Below are 16611 nucleotides of genomic sequence, written 5' to 3' on the forward strand. Positions count from 1 at the left end.
CGTCTATTCTAAAAAGTTGGTATACTATTGCGTTATAAATACGTTTATCTTAATGCATTATTACGACAATTTAAGTGTAGCGAGTATCCATCTTTAAGTTTTTATTATTATGAGATTGCCAAATTAATGACTGTTACTTCCAATTGCTTTAGTAACAAAATACTAAAGCAAAAAGCGTGCCCTAAAGCAAAAGTAACAAAATAGCTTTAATTATACTCCGATTGTGGCGCTGAATTGCGCTATTGGCAAGGGCAATGTTCGATGTTAAGGCAACGAAATAGTAAAATAAGCACCTAATCATAAATGAGTTTACTCAATATGCTTAGGGAGAATGAGCAAAAAGTTAGCAAAGTAGGCACTGTAAATGGCAAAAGCGGCAAAAATAGAATTTGTTTGTACCGAGTGCGGTATGAATTACCAGCGTTGGCAGGGGCAATGCCGTTGTGGGGCATGGAATACCTTAGCTGAATTCAAACCCTCTGCGGGGCAAAGTAAAAAAGCAGCTACACGAGCAGTTGTGGGTGGTTACGCTGGTGGTGTTGGTGGTGGCTCTAAAAAAATTAATGACATAACAACCACAGAGGCCGAAAAACAACTTACCGGTATTGGCGAGCTTGATCGTGTGTTATCGGGTGGTGTTACCACCGGTTCTGTAAATATTATCTCTGGCGACCCTGGGGCTGGTAAAACAACATTATTATCTGACTTAGTTGCGCGCATGTCACAGCGCATGCCTTCGCTATACTGTACCGCAGAAGAGTCACTGTCACAGTTTAAAAATCGTGTTAACCGCTTAAAGCTTGATTACAACCCTGATGAACTGTACTTATTATCAGAAACCAGTGTTGAAACCATTATCGAAGAGCTTGAAAAAAATAAGATTAAGTTTGCTGTTATCGACTCAATTCAAGCGGTTGTGACCGATAACGCAAATGGCAGCCCGGGTTCTCCATCACAAGTAAAAAGTGCCGCCCAAGCGTTAACGCAATACTGCAAGCAAAACGACGTTACTATGTTTATCATTGCCCACGTTAATAAAAATAACGAAATTGCAGGCCCGCAAACACTAGTTCACATTGTTGATGCATTACTGCATATAGACACAAACGATGGTCAAATACGCACCTTGCGCGCGAATAAAAACCGTTTTGGCGACATTGATACCGTGGGTATTTTTAGAATGTGCGAACGCGGCATGTTGAGCGTTGATAACCCTAGTGAAATATTTTTATCAGGTTCCAGCACTGACTCCCCTGGTTCAACGATCACCTGTATCCGTAAAGGCAATCGTAATCTGTTACTCGAAATACAATGCTTAACTACTGAAACAGAGGCCGAGTTTCCACAGCGAGTATGTGTTGGTTTGAATATGAATCGGATTAAAATGCTGACCGGTATTTTACGTAAGCACACTAAAACAAAGATATTTCACGATACGTTTTTTAACATTGTTGGTGGCCTACGCATCGATGAAACAGAAACCTGTATTGATTTAGCGCTAGTAACAGCATTACTCAGCAGCTTAAATGAGTTTGTTGTGCCGCGTACCACTTGCATAATGGGCGAGCTGAGTTTAAATGGTGATGTACGCCCAATAGACAGTGGCGTGCCCCGCGTTAAAGAAGCTGCCCAGCATGGTTTTACCGAAATATTTATTCCATTTCGCAATTACCATAAATCAATGGAAGGGCTGGGCGCTAAAATAACGCCAGTAAAAACAGTGCACGAATTACTTAGTTTAATAAATTAAGAGGGTATTTTTGTTACAATTACCAATAACGTCAGCTTACTTATAAATGCTATTGTAAGCACAAATTAATGATTAAAAAGAACAGTAATAAGGAAATAAAATGAAAAAATTAGCGATTGTTGCAGCTGTTGTTGCACTAGCTGTGGGTGGTGCAAGCTACGCAAACTATGCGCTTACCAAAGAAGTAAAAACAGAAGTAGATCGTCAGCTTGCTTTATTAGCTAAGCAAACAGGTTCAACTGCAACCTATGAAACATTATCAGCAAGTGTGTTTTCACAAAGTGTTGAATTATCAGGTGTTGAAATCAAAGGTTTTGATAACGAAAGTATTGCGCAAATAAGCAGTATTACAGTTGCAGGTTACGAGGTTGATAAAATAGCACCGCGTACAGAGCTGTCATTAAAAGGCTTTAAATTTAGTGATGCGTTTGTAGCGCAACTACCAAATGATGCAAATAACCAACTTGCCTCAGCAAGTTACGATTTACACACGCTAATGAACTACGACGAAAACTCTGGCGACAGCGATATTGCTTTTTCGCTCAACGCAAACCAGATTGTTGCGCTTAACTTTGATCTAGGTTTAGCTAAATCAAAAGCACTAATGGAAGCTTCACTAGCAATGGGTAAAATGCAACAAGCGCAAGGCACACAGGCGTTGCCGCTTGAGCAGCAATTACAGCAACAAACTTTATTAATGCAAGCTATCTCAGAACTTGAGCCTCGTAGTATTGAAATTAAACTTAATAACGAAGGCGAGTTTAAAGCCCTTATTGAACAAGTATTAAGCAAGCAAGGCATGACGCTAGAACAAATGCAGCAAATGGTTGAAATGCAGCTACAGCAAGCCCCTGTTAGTGACGAGCTTGCACAGGCAATTAGAGACTTCACACAAGGTTTAGGTTCATTAACAGTGTCAGCCAGTTTACCCGCAGGGCAAACAATGACAGAGATTAATCAGCAAATATTTACTTTGATGGGCCAACCAAACGAGCTAGCAGAGTTTATAAATTTAAAAGCGAAAGGTGAATAGATCGCAGAGTTATAAAAAGCTGTAAGTTGTAAGCGCGAGTATATCTCGCGCTTTTTTTAATATTTAATTTCTAAATTAAAATGCTCGTTTTTAACTCCACGCATACCTATGATAGATTAGCGCATAACGAAGTTTATTTTATTCAGAATATGGGATTGAAGAATACGGCTTATTATAAATACCGAAGGCACAATAATTGCTATTTTCCCAAGTACCGTCAGTATATAAAACCCTAGTAACACAAGCATTAGCATCAGCTAAAAACTCACCAAAACGGCCATTTTCATTAAATGTACAATATGATGACGTGCCGCATCGCCAAGTCCCTGAGTTAGATGCACTGTAACTCCAAGTAACCTCCTGGATAGGTCTATCACTAACAAACCTAAACGCAACACCTGGGCGAGGCGAATTTGTTGTGCTTGAACAATGATCAACTGAATACTCTTGCTGTGTAGGTGTGCCGTTTATCATACATTCAACATGTGCAGCTAAAGTCGAACCGCTATAGCCTAGTGAAAGTAAAGCCGTGGCAATAATTAACTTTTTCATCCATTTATCTCCTTGTTTATTAAAGTTCTATATTTATTGCATTTTTGTATCATAATGTAAATGGTTTTTGTTCTTCTTATTGGTTCTTGAGGGTGGAACCATCATTTTTTAGTATTGATTATGTGCTAATTAAAATCGGGTGTGAATACGTTTTCAATGTTGCCTTGTTTTCTTTAAGTTTTTGTATTTTATTGTTTTAAATTGAATTTTGGCTCGTGATTAAAACAACCTGGATTTCATAAATAGCTAGGTGAAGGCCTTGTGATAGGTGTGTTTTTTATAGGGAATAAATTTGTTAATTACTTGTGGTTTTGGCTGGTTTTTTGTACTGATATGTTAGAGGTAAAGTGAATATGTGTTAGGTTTTATGTTCAAAATGTAGGGGCACTATAAATGCGATTGATTTGAAAGAGTAAGTGCTTTATCACATATATAAAAGATAAGGCGTTTAAATAAAGACCGTTAACCTTATTTTTTGTGCTTTCTTCTTCGTTTAATAAAGCCTGTGACTATACTTAGCTTAAAGCTGAGCAATGCCTACTAATTAGGTTTTATAATAAAAATTGGTGAAATTAATGAAAACGATTGGACTTTTAGGTGGAATGAGTTGGGAGTCAACCTCAAGCTACTACACATTAATTAATCAAGGCGTTAAAGCTAGGCTTGGTGGCTTGCATTGCGCTAAGATTTTTCTACACAGTGTTAATTTCGATGATATTGAAAAGCTTCAACATGAAGGTAATTGGCAAGAAACAGCTAAAATATTGACGAGTGCAGCTAAATCAATCGAGCAAGCGGGCGCTGATTTTTTAATGATTTGTACCAATACGATGCATAAAGTGGCACCTGATATTGAGCGAGAGCTATCGATTCCAATTTTGCACATCGTTGATGCAACAGCGCAATTTTTATTGCGTGATAATATTAGTAAAGTAGGGTTGTTAGGTACGCGGTTTACAATGGAGCAAGACTTTTATAAAGGACGTATCACCGATAAGTTCGCAATTGATGTGGTTGTGCCCAATAAAGCGGATCAACAAATTGTGCATGATGTTATTTATAATGAATTGTGCCAAGGAACGATTAACCCACAATCTAAAGTTAAATACATAAATATTATTAACGCGCTTGCTAGAGAAGGTGCTCAAGCAGTGATCCTTGGCTGCACAGAAATAGCTTTGCTCGTACAGCAATGCGATACAGATATTATCTTATACGATACAACACAAATACATGCAACTTTGGGTGTAGAGCTGGCATTGGCTGAATAGGTAAGCTAATCGATATTTTAATGAGACCCTTAGCTAGAACGCCTTAATATTTAGCGTTTAATCTGCTTAGGTATAAAAGAGGATGTTTATGCAAGCTAAATATGAATGGAGGAAAAAAGAGAAAGCGCTGTACCTTCCAAAAAATCAACCTGAAATAATAGATGTGCCTGAGTTCAAGTTTATTACAATCGAAGGCACAGGCAGTCCGGCAAAAAGCATATTCACTGAAAAAATTGGCGCTTTATATTCGTTAGTCTATACGATAAAAATGACACTAAAGAAAATGGATGTGACACCAAAGGGTTATTATGACTTTACGGTATATCCTCTGGAGGGCGTTTGGGGCATTAATGAAGCTGCAAAAGCGAACTTTACCGGTGAGATCAACAAAGACGACTTTGTATATAAATTGATGATACGCCAACCCGATTTTGTGGATGAATACTTCTTTAAAGAAATGCTTGAAGTGGCAAAAGCAAAGAAGAAAAATCCATTATTAGCGCAGCTAAATTTTGAACGTTCGCCTTAAGGTCTTTGCGTACAAATGTTGCATTTAGGCATTTTTGAAGATGAATCAATCAGCTTTAAAAAAATGGAAGAGTTTGCAAAAAATGCAGGCATTGGGCGGCAATCCAAAATACATCGGGAGATATATCTGAGTGATCCCCGTAAAGTTGCACCTGAAAAACTTAAAACAGTATTGAGGTTTCAAGCGCAACGAATATAAAATGTTTAGGTAAAAGCGAAGCCCTAATCGTTGTTTTTAAGTTATTACGGCAGATAAATGGCCAGTCTCACTTGTCACTAATAACAAAGTGTATGTTATAGGTCATTCCTTCACTAACTCGGCCATAAGTTTATTGCGCTGTTCTTTGTTCAGTTAAACTCAAGCGTTTATGTGAGCTGTAAACATGTTGTTGTGAATTATTTAAAATTAGGAATGCATCAATTTCTACAGAGAATAACGACGATAATGGATTAATTTCTAGCACGCCATAATCACCTAAGTTTGCACATACGAGTGCTATTTTACCATTTGCGAACAAGCTAAAATCGTGATCACGTAAATCACCGTCAACATATAATTTTACGCCGCGCATCCAAGAATTAACGACTTTAATAGTGTGACCTTTAACTTTAAATAAAAACTCTTTTCTCATAGTGAGATACCATTTTTTTTAACGTTTAACGAACCTGTAGAACCACTCGTTTTGAATTTGTTTTTTGTTAGTGTATCAGCGATAGGGGAGTTCCTATTTTGATACAAATATCGAGTGAAATAATAAACTGAATGACGGTTTAGATCAAATTGCAGACGGTTAATAATTATGATGTCTGAAGTCAGGGTTTGACCCCTTTGGTTTTCAAATATTGCATTTAGGCATTTTTGAAGACGAACCAATCAGCTTTAAAAAATGGAAGAGTTTGCAAAAAATGCAGGCATTTAGCGCCAATCCAAAATACATAGGGAGATATATCGAAGTGATCCTCGTAAAGTTGTACCTGAAAAGCTTAAAATAGCATTGAGGTTTCAAGTACTTCGAACATAAAATGCTTAGGTAAAAGCCAAGCCCTAATCGTTATTTTTAAGTTACTGGGTTTAATTGTCATTCTGATAGCGAAGTGGCATTTTTTAATCACTCAAAAGTATCAATTGCGAAAGGTTATTAAATGAAAATAGTTATATTTTTTATCATATTGGTTGTTTCTTTCAACGTTTTTTCAGACATGAAAATAAGCACTCCTTATGTCAGTATTATCAACTTAATAAGTTCTCCAGATGAATATAATAAAGTCGAAATTAAGGTTGCTGGGTACTTCCTCAAAACAGAAGAAGGTAATTTTTTATGCCTAAATATGGCTTCTTGCTTTAGTCGAGGTAAAGAAAGAATCAGTATTAGAGGTTTATCTGATCTCGATGTATTAAAAATTAATAATTGCCATATCGGCCTCACAGGTAAATACCTCTCATTGAATAAAGCAGCCCAAGGTCACTGGCCACTTATTGGGTTTATGGATGTTACAAGGGAATATTCAATGTCTTTTTATAATGGCTACGAAATTGTTAATAATTCATGTGAGCTATTTAATCAATTTCAAAAGATTAAGTATCCAAAAGAGAAAAGGTAACGTAAATGTAAGTAGCTCGTTTTTAGTGTTCACAGTGGTCTTGTTTTGCGGCATTTCTTTATGATAAGCCTATTAATTAATAGACGGGGAATTGGCGGCTTTTACTCCATCATGAATATAAAAGAGAGGTGAAAATGGAAAATATGAGGCATTATATACCCAAGCCACCTCAAGATGCAGAATTCAGCGTTCCACAGGCGCTTAATATCAAGGCGTTACTTTGCAATAATGGTCGTCCCTTTTAAGAAGTAACAACGTAGAGAGTAAGCGCCTGTGAAACGCCCAGAGGGTTGGTTTAAAAGCGATTTATACTGCGTTATTGATTTGAACAATAGAACCACTATTATTTGCAATCAATGCCTTGCCTAAATCGCTTTTAACTCCAACGACGCTCGCATTTTGAGGTGGCTTGGGTATAATTTTGATTTTATGCAAAATAACGTTTTGTTTTACCAATACTTAACACATCACTAATGGCTTAACTACTATGAACTCAGCATTAAAAAATACAATGCGAACATTTATACATTCGGTCTCAGTCATGTGCGGTGCGCTGTTACTGACAAGTTGTGTGAGTTGGATTGCACCCACTGTTAAATCTGAGTTGATAGCGCTTCAAGCAGGTGAATATCAGCTAGATAATCAACATGCTGCATTAATATTTAAAATCCAACATTTAGGGTTATCAACCTATGTAGGACGTTTTAATCAATTTGATGCACAACTGAACTTTGATCCTAATAATATGGCTGTCGCGTCATTAAACGCAGTGGTGGATATTAGCTCTATCGATATTAATAATACTGAGTTAGCAGAAACCTTACAAAATAACACTTGGTTTAACAGTGAACGCTTTCCACAAGCATCATTTACTAGTCACACCGTTACGGTTGTATCTGATACCAGTTTTAATTTCTCAGGCGATTTAACGCTTAGAGGCGTTACTAAACCAGTGACGTTTAAAGCCACATTTCACGGTGGAGCAGACAACTGGATGACAGGGAAATACACCATTGGTTTTAGCGCGGTAGGTCAAATAAAACGTTCTGACTTTGGTATGGACAGTTATATACCGATTGTTGGGGATCACATTGATTTAGAAGTTTATGCGGAATTTCTTAATGTTGGCAAGCAGTAAGAATAAAGTAGGTAGCTGCTAAATCGTCAAGAGTGAAATGTGTAAACTGCATGTCGTAGATAGTCGCTTAAATGAATAATTTCAATAAAATCAAGCTGGATTTCTTCATTATGTTTAATGCTCTGCTCAGGTTTTGAAAGACGATTGCTAATCTAAATAAAAGCCGTGCTTAACTTAACAGGCACGGCTTTTATGCTTTTCGCTTACAGCTTAGCTTTTAGTGCAAAATTCTCGCTCTAATCGTTCCCTCTACTGCACTTAATTCTTTAAGTGCGACTTCAGAGTGATCGGTATCCACATCTATTACAACATAACCAATGGCTTCGTCTGTTTGTAAGTATTGCGCGGCGATGTTGATGCCGTGCTGGGCAAACGCTTGGTTAATTTGTGTTAGTACACCAGGGCGATTGTGGTGTACGTGTAATAAGCGGCTACGATTTGCAAGCTCTGGTAGCGATACTTCTGGGAAGTTAACAGCAGTAATTGTTGAGCCGTTATCTGAATATTTCGCTAATTTACCGGCAACTTCAATGCCGATATTTTCTTGTGCTTCTTGTGTTGAACCACCAATGTGCGGTGTTAAAATCACGTTGTCGAATTCACGCAGTGGCGAGATAAATTCATCTGCGTTAGATTTTGGTTCAACAGGGAATACATCAATGGCTGCGCCACTTAACTTTTTCTCTGTAAGGGCTTCGGCTAGGGCGTCAATATCAACCACAGTACCGCGAGAGGCGTTGATTAATATTGCGCCTTGCTTCATTACTGAAAGCTCAGCTGTGCCAATAAGGTTTTTGGTTTGCGGTGTTTCTGGTACGTGTAGGCTTATAACATCGGCGCGTTGTAATAATTGCGTTAAGTTATGCACTTGCTTGGCATTACCTAGGCTTAGTTTGTCTTCGATGTCAAAAAACTCAACATTCATGCCGATATTTTCAGCCATAATACCCAGTTGAGTACCGATGTGGCCGTAACCAATAATACCGAGTGTTTTACCTCTTGCTTCAAATGAGCCATTGGCCGTTTTTAACCAGCCGCCACGGTGTGCAATGGCGTTACGCTCAGGAATACCACGGAACAACAGGAGTATTTCACCTAGTACAAGTTCAGCAACAGAGCGAGTGTTAGAAAACGGCGCGTTGAATACTGCAATACCGCGCTGGCGGGCTGCATTTAAATCAACCTGATTGGTGCCGATACAAAAACAGCCTATCGCAACGAGTTTATCTGCGGCTTCTAAAACAGCTTCTGAGATATGAGTACGAGAACGAAGGCCGACAAAATGCACATCTTTAATACGCTCAATTAGCTCATCTTCAGGTAACGATGTTTTTACGTAATCAATGTTGCTGTAACCATTACGTTTAAGTGTTTCAACTGCACTTTGGTGCACACCTTCAAGCAAGAGAATTTTAATTTTGTCTTTTGCTAACGATACCTTACTCATATCCTCATCCTATTTATTTAATTTGTGGCCCATTTTTGGTGCCTATAATGACTTTATCTGCACCGCGATGGGCAAATAAGCCGTTAGTTACTACACCAACAATTTGATTAATTGTTAGCTCTAATTCTTTTGCTTGAGTGATTGATAAATTGTGAACGTCTAAAATGACATTGCCATTATCAGTCACCACTCCATGGCGATAAACAGGGTCGCCGCCAAGCTTTAGTAATTCACGGGCTACATAGCTGCGCGCCATTGGAATCACTTCGACTGGCAGTGGAAACTCACCAAGTGTGTCGACTAGTTTCGTATCATCAACAATACATACAAACTGTTTAGCCACGGCTGCAATTATTTTTTCGCGGGTGAGAGCTGCGCCGCCGCCTTTGATCATTTCGTTTAGGGTGTTGATCTCATCAGCGCCATCTATGTATACATCAAGGCCATCTACATCGTTTAATTCGTATACTTCAATGCCTAGTTCTTTTAACTTTGCAGTTGATGCATCAGAGCTTGAAACCGCACCTTTAATGGTGTCTTTTATTGTGCCAAGGGCGTCAATAAAATGATTTACCGTTGAGCCGGTGCCAACACCTACTATCGTGTTTTCTTTTACAAACTCTAGGGCTGCCCAAGCAGCGGCTTTTTTTAATTCGTCTTGTGTCATAGTTTTATGCTCTATAGGTGGAGTTGCTAAACGTTAGTATACAAATTAATTGCTTACCAATGATAGATTTTCTGTGGTGTGATTATGAACTTTAGTGGTACATCCCACGATTCAATTGGTAAATTTTCCACATGTTGGCATTGATGTGCAAGGCCTATTAGTTGTGGTTTTTGCCAATTTTCTTTTTCGTAGCGCGCCAACGTTTTATCATAAAAGCCACCCCCCATCCCTAAACGGTTGCCGTGGTCATCAAATGCAACTAATGGCATAAGTAGATAATCAAGCTCTGCAAGTGGGCATATCTGACTACAATTTAACTTAGGCTCCAAGATACCATAGCGATTTGGCCTCATGGGTGAATTTTCTTCATAGCGCTGAAAGTATAAAGTAGTGCCGTTAAATGGGTGAATGATAGGGAGGTAGGTGGTGTGGTTTTTAGACCAAAGGTCTTTTATTAACAATGATGTATCTAATTCTGAATCATTACTTAAATATATACCTATATGGGCATTTTGAGTTGTTTTTTGTAGTTTTAAATGTTGAGTAAAATTCACTTTGAGCGCAGAGGCTGCAATTTTTTGTTCATTATTTGACAGTGAATTGCGTTTTCTTCGGGTTTCTTGACGGATTGTGGCTCTTTGTTGGCTCATTTTAAGCGTATATTACCTTTTAACTATCCAAAATATTAAAAAAATCAGGAAACAAAAACGATAAGCCCAATACAATTAATAGCAGGATCACCATCGATATCAGTGAATATAATAAAATATTACTGCGTTTTTTTACCGGGGTTGTTAGTTCGTCATCGATGAGTAAGTCGTCATCTTGCCAATCATCGGTTTCATCTTCTAAAGGTTGTTGTGCTGTAGCAGGTAAACGCTGTTCTAAGTCGTCGAGCTTTTCTTCTATACGAATTAAGCTGCTTGTAATGTAATCAAGGGCATTAAAAATACGTTCGTCACGTAAGCTTGCTGTGTCGTTATTATTTGTTGCCGAGGCTGAATTATTTAGTGGCAGTAACTTGCTTGTGATACCAACACTGGCAAGTAACTTGGCTTGTTTTAATGCTTTTTCTTTTTCACATGGTGCAAATAGAGGTTTGTTGTCAAAAAAGGCAGCGACTTTGCTTGTGGGGGCTTTTAGCTTTGTAGCTAATTGGGTGATCGCTTGTGTTTGCTCTGTATCTGGCGCTAGCCCTGCAAACATGACACGGAAGTTTTCTGCCATTTGTGTTTTCCAAAAACGTGAGATCAATAGTTTGAGTATATACCCAAGCCACCTAAAGATGCGAGTGTCGTTGGAATTAAAAGCGATTTAGCCAAGGTATTATTACACAAGGTAACGCTTTGACCCTAAGCCCTTGTAACATCCTAAATACGCGACTTGGGTAGATCAAAATCATGGGTGAAAAAAAGCCCGCAATAAGCGGGCTGTTGTAAACGTTAATACGATTAGTATTTTGCAGCTTGGCCTTCTTTAGGCAATGCTTTGAGCATAAAGTCACGTAAATCGTTATTTGAACTTTCTAAATCGGCATGACGTAGGTACATCATGTGGCCACTACGGTAGCCTTTAAAGCTTAAACGATCGCGCATTTTACTGCTTGGATCGAGCTGCCACATAGTGTATTTAGCATCAAAGTAGTTTGTTGCGCCATCGAAGTAGCCGGCTTGAACAAGTACATTAAGATATGGGTTTTGTGCCATTGCTAAACGTAGGTTCTCGCCTGTTTTGTTATTACTGCGATCCCACGGGTGAACATTACCAAACAAGTTGTATTTTATGTCTGTTTTATAGTTAAGCTCTTCACGAAGATAATGGTTAATGGCCGGTGTAAATGAATGCAACCACGACGTTAGCTCAGGCCAATAGTCAGGTGATTCGCCAGCGTCACGTTTATCAATTCCTAGGTAACGTGAATCTAAACGCCCCAGTGTTTGCCCGCGTTCACGTAATAGTTCTTTCCAAAAGAAGTTGTTTGGAATATCAAGGTTGTTTTGCTGAACAAATTTTTCAGATACCCCTGCATAAAGCGCCATTTGTTTAATAATCGCGTTCTTTTCTTCATCACCAATAAAACCACCTTTGGCAAGTGCAGGAATTAGTTTGTTGATAGTAAAATTTTCTACCTCAGGCAGTAATTCATCTAGATCTTTAGCTTGTAGTTCCGGGCTTAGTGCTTTGTGATACCAGGCAGTGGCAGCAAAATATGGCAGGCGGTTAGCGGCTTTTACTGGGCCATCGCGTTTAATCCCAATATCAGTAGGGGACACTAAAACAACACCGTTGATGTACATCCATTGACGATTTTGTAGTTCATGAGCAAGGCCAGATACACGCGTAGTGCCGTAGCTTTCACCGATTAAAAATTTTGGTGAGCGCCAGCGTTCATTACGATTTACAAAAGTATTTAGCCATTCTGCTAAGTATTTTATGTCGGCATTTACGCCAAAAAACATACTCTTTTGTGCATCTTTGCTTAATAATTCGCCTTTTTCATTTTCAATTACCCGCGAGTACCCTGTATTTACAGGGTTTACGTAAACTATGTCAGCAACATCAAGCACAGAATATGGGTTGTCTTTAACGCCATAAGGTTGAATTGGGTAACCTTCGTCATCAATTTTTAATACGCGTGGTCCAGTATAGGCTAAGTGCATCCATACAGATGCAGAACCTGGTCCGCCATTGAATGAAATTAGTAATGGGCGCTTAGTGCGATCATCGACCTTATCTCGCTCGTAGTAAGTGTATTGCAAGGTGGCAACCGCATCGCCTTTATCGTCCCACACCGGCTGTGTACCTGTGGTAGCGGTATAAGAAAAACGCTCACCATTAATACGCGCTTTATGTTGAGTTACAACATTACTGTCAACGTCGATTCGGCGTTGATTGTCTGTGGCATAACTACTGGTTGTTACACTTACTGTTAGTGCGGCCAGAGATAAACTAATGATACTGACAAGCTTCATGGGGGATCCTTTAAACGAAAGTTAGCCTATTAAAGATAATTTTTTAGAAAATAACAAAGGTAATGAGACTAGCTACCAGTATTAATCGTTAAGAGGCAGAAGTTTATATTAGCTTTTTTCAAAGAAAGTATGCTTTATGCGTATATTAACCTTAATAGATTTTGATTATTACAAGAGTGGAGTATATTCCATGCTAAATTATTACGTTGTGCTTTGTTGTTTCTTAGGGAAGGGATAAAACAAGCAAAATCCATCTGCAGTATAGAGAAGATTTATGCAAAGAGTTTTAGTGGTTGAAGATAGTAAAGTTGTTCAGCAAGTGTTGCGCCATTTAGTTGCCCACTACCTTAATGTAGCAGTTGATTTTGCTTGGTCACTAGCAGAGGCTAAAGAATATATAAGCAATCAAAACTATACTTTGGCGCTTGTTGACTTAACTCTTCCCGACGCAATGAACGGTGAGGTTGTTAAATACACGTTGGAAAAAAATGTTCCTACAGTTGTTTTAACTTCAAAAATTGATGAATACAAGCGCCAAGAAATGCTCGAGATAGGGGTTGTTGATTATGTTATTAAAGACAACCGTGATTCGTATCATTACGCTGTAAAATTGGTTGCACAATTATTACGTAATCAAGGATGTAAAGCATTAGTTGCTGATGACTCGTTACTAAGTCGTTCATTGATGAAACAAATGCTAGAAAAGCAGTTGTTTGATGTACAAGTGGCCCATGATGGTGAAGAAGCGCTAAAAATTCTAAAAAAAGACGCTGAAATTAAACTACTCATGACTGATTACGCTATGCCTACTATGGATGGTTTTGAATTAGTTAAAGCGGTGCGCAATTTTAGAGGGCGTGATGATTTAGCCATCATAGGGTTATCTGGGGCTGGCAAACATGGCCTATCAGCACGCTTTATAAAGTATGGCGCTAATGACTTTTTAACAAAGCCATTTATGAACGAAGAGTTCCATTGTCGGGTATTGCAAACAATGGAGCAACTTTCGTTAATCGCAGATATTAAAGAAAGTGCATATCGTGATGATTTAACTGGTTTATATAATCGACGTTACTTTTATCAATTTGCAGAGTCGCTTTTAAAGGAAACAGCACGTAAAAATAGCTTAGCATTGCTGGATATTGACTTTTTTAAAGCGATTAATGACAAGTTTGGTCATGAAGCGGGCGATCAGGCATTAAAGCAAGTTGCGTCTTTATTACGCAGCTCTTTCAAAGGTTTTACGGTAGCGCGTGTAGGAGGTGAAGAGTTTGCAATTGTGTTGGCTGACATCAGTTTAGAGCAAGCATACCCGCTACTTGATGCATTTAGATCACGCCTTGCTGCGTATGACTTTGTTATAAATGGTCAGTCATTTACCATTACGGTAAGCATTGGCTTAGCAAACTTTCAAAATGTAACATTAACGAGTGCGATGCGCTTGGCAGATAAGGCGTTATATCAAGCAAAAGCGCAAGACAGAGATTGTGTTGTACAACAAAGCTAGTGTGCTGCACCAGCACTGTAGAAATGTTAATAAAACGCACCTATATGGTGCGTTTTTTATTGCTTAAAATTAACTTTAATTAATAAGCTCTTGTTTAGTAAGAGCTTTAAATAGTGGCACAAAGGTTGGATTATCTAAGGAAACAGGATAACAATAAGCGTCCGAAGGGGGCCACTATGAAAATGATTAGTGCAATAATAAAGCCATTTAAACTGGATGATGTGCGAGAAGCATTGGCTGATTTAGGCATTGAAGGAATGACCGTTGTTGACGTTAAAGGGTTTGGCCGTCAACGAGGGCACACCGAGTTATATCGCGGCGCCGAATATCAAGTCGATTTTATTCCAAAAATAAAGATCGAAATTGCTACTCGTAGCGAAAATTGCCAACGTGTTGTTGAAACCATTACTAAGGTTGCTTCAACAGGAAAAATAGGTGACGGCAAAATTTTCGTTTACGACTTGGATCAAATTGTCCGTATTCGTACGGGTGAATTAGATGAAGAAGCAATTTAAGGGGGCTTTATGGAAAACACGATTATAGAACTCAAATTCTCGTTAGATACATTTTATTTTTTAATCTCAGGTATTTTAGTGATGTGGATGGCTGCAGGTTTTGCCATGCTTGAAGCCGGTTTAGTGCGTTCAAAAAATACCACTGAAATTTTAACTAAAAATGTGGCGTTGTATGCAATCGCATGCACCATGTTTTTACTGGTTGGCTACAACATTATGTATGTAGACAACACTGAAGGTGGCTTAGTCCCTTCGCTTGGCGCATTAATAGGCACGCAAGCTGCTGATGCAGATCATTCTTTGGAGTCAGACTTCTTCTTTCAAGTTGTATTTGTAGCAACTGCGATGTCAATTGTATCGGGGGCTGTTGCTGAGCGTATGAAGTTATGGGCTTTTCTTGCATTTGCAATTGTATTAACCGGTTTTATCTACCCGATTGAGGGCTATTGGACTTGGGGTGGAGGGTTCTTATCTGAAATGGGTTTTGTTGACTTTGCAGGTTCTGCGATTGTGCACGGTACAGGTGCAGCGGCGGCGCTTGCAGGTGTATTAATGCTTGGTGCTCGTAAAGGTAAATACGGTAAAAATGGTGAAATTTATCCAATTCCGGGTTCTAACTTGCCGTTAGCAACATTGGGTACGTTTATTTTATGGATGGGATGGTTTGGTTTTAACGGTGGTTCTCAGTTATTAATTTCAGATGCAGCAAATGCAACTGCCGTAGGCAAAATATTACTAAACACCAATGCCGCTGCGGCCACTGGCGCAATTGCAGCGTTGTTTGTATGTAAAGTGCTATGGGGTAAAGCAGACTTAACAATGGTGCTTAACGGTGCATTGGCAGGACTCGTTGTGATTACGGCAGACCCCTTATCACCTTCGCCGGTAATGGCGTGTTTATTGGGTGTTTTAGGTGGCTCACTCGTGGTATTTAGCATTGTAGCGCTGGATAAAGTTAAAATTGATGATCCCGTTGGTGCAATTTCAGTTCATGGTGTATGCGGGGTACTTGGTATCATGCTAGTGCCTGTTACGAATGCAGAGGCAACCTTTGTTAATCAGTTAATTGGTTTGGTGTGTATTTTAGGGTTTGTATTTATAGCGTCAGTCATTGTATGGACTGTTTTGAAGAAAACCATAGGTATTCGTGTCACAGAAGAAGAAGAGTTAAATGGAATGGATCAGCACGATTGTGGTATTGATGCTTATCCTGAGTTTGTCTCTGTGCGTGGTAACTAATCAGTAATAGCAAATTTAAATAATTGTGTGTTCAAAACAAAGTCCTAACTGCGGTTAGGGCTTTTTTGTGCGACAGACAATAAAGACACGGAAAAATCAGAACATTCGCATAGGAAAAATAACGATTACTGGCTATGCTTAGGTCAAAATTATTACCAAACTATAATAAGGATCCTTATGGATAACAAATTAGTACTGATCATTTTGTCGTTATTTTTACCACCGATAGCTGTATTTTTAAAAGCGGGTGTGGGTAAAGATCTCATCATTAATATCGTTCTATGTTTTATCTTTTTTATACCTGCCGTGATCCATTCACTTTGGTTGTGTACACGCTAAGTTTCAGTGACTGTTAATTTTACAGGTGTTAATATTGTCGTCATTACCTCT

General features: G+C 38.7%; 18 protein-coding genes. 11 read left to right on the plus strand and 7 right to left on the minus strand.

The genetic code is table 11. The annotated features are described in order from the left end of the window. Positions 1-364 precede the first annotated feature (364 nt). Together radA and A7967_RS00925 are read left to right on the plus strand one after the other, a co-directional pair. Positions 365-1750 carry a DNA repair protein RadA gene (gene radA, locus A7967_RS00920; protein WP_054204205.1) on the plus strand — a complete coding sequence of 462 codons (1386 nt, stop codon included), beginning with the start codon at positions 365-367 and terminating at the stop codon, positions 1748-1750. A 100-nt stretch (positions 1751-1850) separates the two neighbouring features. Continuing rightward, positions 1851-2783: an aq_1923 C-terminal domain gene (locus A7967_RS00925; protein WP_054204204.1), complete on the plus strand. Its 933-nt coding sequence runs from the start codon at positions 1851-1853 to the stop codon at positions 2781-2783. A 138-nt stretch (positions 2784-2921) separates the two neighbouring features. On the opposite strand, the gene A7967_RS00930 is transcribed toward A7967_RS00925, so the two are convergent. Further along, complete coding sequence (locus A7967_RS00930; RefSeq protein WP_054204203.1) at positions 2922-3335, minus strand: hypothetical protein; 414 nt, start codon at positions 3333-3335, stop codon at positions 2922-2924. Positions 3336-3910: 575 nt separating this feature from the next. Between A7967_RS00930 and A7967_RS00935 the strand changes: the two genes are divergently transcribed. The 3 genes from A7967_RS00935 to A7967_RS23600 all read left to right on the plus strand — a co-directional run bounded on the left by A7967_RS00935 (position 3911) and on the right by A7967_RS23600 (position 5333). Then, positions 3911-4606: an aspartate/glutamate racemase family protein gene (locus A7967_RS00935; RefSeq protein WP_054204202.1), complete on the plus strand. Its 696-nt coding sequence runs from the start codon at positions 3911-3913 to the stop codon at positions 4604-4606. 88 nt (positions 4607-4694) lie between these two features. Next, positions 4695-5135 (plus strand): hypothetical protein, encoded by a 441-nt coding sequence (locus tag A7967_RS00940; protein ID WP_331458692.1) that lies wholly within the window; start codon positions 4695-4697, stop codon positions 5133-5135. A 15-nt stretch (positions 5136-5150) separates the two neighbouring features. Next, positions 5151-5333 (plus strand): hypothetical protein, encoded by a 183-nt coding sequence (locus A7967_RS23600; RefSeq protein ID WP_331458691.1) that lies wholly within the window; start codon positions 5151-5153, stop codon positions 5331-5333. 130 nt (positions 5334-5463) lie between these two features. Here the strand turns inward: A7967_RS23600 and A7967_RS00945 are convergent, their stop codons facing one another. After that, on the minus strand, positions 5464-5766 hold the full coding sequence (locus A7967_RS00945) for a hypothetical protein (RefSeq protein ID WP_054204201.1): 303 nt from the start codon (positions 5764-5766) through the stop codon (positions 5464-5466). A gap of 511 nt (positions 5767-6277) precedes the next feature. Between A7967_RS00945 and A7967_RS00950 the strand changes: the two genes are divergently transcribed. Further along, positions 6278-6736, plus strand: coding sequence for a hypothetical protein (locus A7967_RS00950; RefSeq protein ID WP_054204200.1), 459 nt, complete (start codon positions 6278-6280; stop codon positions 6734-6736). A gap of 487 nt (positions 6737-7223) precedes the next feature. Next, positions 7224-7874, plus strand: a complete 651-nt coding sequence (locus A7967_RS00955) for a YceI family protein (protein ID WP_082379012.1) — start codon at positions 7224-7226, stop codon at positions 7872-7874. Between the two features lie 217 nt (positions 7875-8091). Here A7967_RS00955 and serA read toward each other — a convergent pair whose 3' ends face one another. The 5 genes from serA to A7967_RS00980 all read right to left on the minus strand — a co-directional run bounded on the left by serA (position 8092) and on the right by A7967_RS00980 (position 12960). Continuing rightward, entirely contained in the window at positions 8092-9321 is a 1230-nt protein-coding gene (serA, locus tag A7967_RS00960) for a phosphoglycerate dehydrogenase (protein WP_054204199.1), read from the minus strand. Positions 9322-9334: 13 nt separating this feature from the next. Further along, positions 9335-9988, minus strand: a complete 654-nt coding sequence (rpiA, locus tag A7967_RS00965; protein WP_054204198.1) for a ribose-5-phosphate isomerase RpiA — start codon at positions 9986-9988, stop codon at positions 9335-9337. A gap of 53 nt (positions 9989-10041) precedes the next feature. Then, complete coding sequence (locus A7967_RS00970) at positions 10042-10638, minus strand: 5-formyltetrahydrofolate cyclo-ligase (RefSeq protein ID WP_054204197.1); 597 nt, start codon at positions 10636-10638, stop codon at positions 10042-10044. A 19-nt stretch (positions 10639-10657) separates the two neighbouring features. Beyond that, on the minus strand, positions 10658-11215 hold the full coding sequence (locus A7967_RS00975) for a hypothetical protein (RefSeq protein ID WP_054204196.1): 558 nt from the start codon (positions 11213-11215) through the stop codon (positions 10658-10660). Between the two features lie 224 nt (positions 11216-11439). After that, the gene (locus tag A7967_RS00980) at positions 11440-12960 is read right to left on the minus strand and encodes a S10 family peptidase (RefSeq protein ID WP_054204195.1); all 1521 of its coding nucleotides are present in this window, start codon (positions 12958-12960) and stop codon (positions 11440-11442) included. A gap of 274 nt (positions 12961-13234) precedes the next feature. On the opposite strand from A7967_RS00980, the gene A7967_RS00985 reads away from it, so the two are divergent. The 4 genes from A7967_RS00985 to A7967_RS22145 all read left to right on the plus strand — a co-directional run bounded on the left by A7967_RS00985 (position 13235) and on the right by A7967_RS22145 (position 16560). Further along, positions 13235-14467 carry a GGDEF domain-containing response regulator gene (locus A7967_RS00985; RefSeq protein WP_054204194.1) on the plus strand — a complete coding sequence of 411 codons (1233 nt, stop codon included), beginning with the start codon at positions 13235-13237 and terminating at the stop codon, positions 14465-14467. A 176-nt stretch (positions 14468-14643) separates the two neighbouring features. Further along, entirely contained in the window at positions 14644-14982 is a 339-nt protein-coding gene (locus A7967_RS00990; RefSeq protein WP_054204193.1) for a P-II family nitrogen regulator, read from the plus strand. 9 nt (positions 14983-14991) lie between these two features. Then, positions 14992-16221 carry an ammonium transporter gene (locus tag A7967_RS00995; RefSeq protein WP_054204192.1) on the plus strand — a complete coding sequence of 410 codons (1230 nt, stop codon included), beginning with the start codon at positions 14992-14994 and terminating at the stop codon, positions 16219-16221. A gap of 177 nt (positions 16222-16398) precedes the next feature. Next, positions 16399-16560 (plus strand): YqaE/Pmp3 family membrane protein, encoded by a 162-nt coding sequence (locus A7967_RS22145; protein WP_082355624.1) that lies wholly within the window; start codon positions 16399-16401, stop codon positions 16558-16560. Positions 16561-16611: the final 51 nt, after the last annotated feature.

Origin of the sequence: Pseudoalteromonas neustonica (assembly GCF_001653135.1) — a bacterium.
GTDB classification, from domain to species: Bacteria; Pseudomonadota; Gammaproteobacteria; order Enterobacterales; family Alteromonadaceae; genus Pseudoalteromonas; species Pseudoalteromonas neustonica.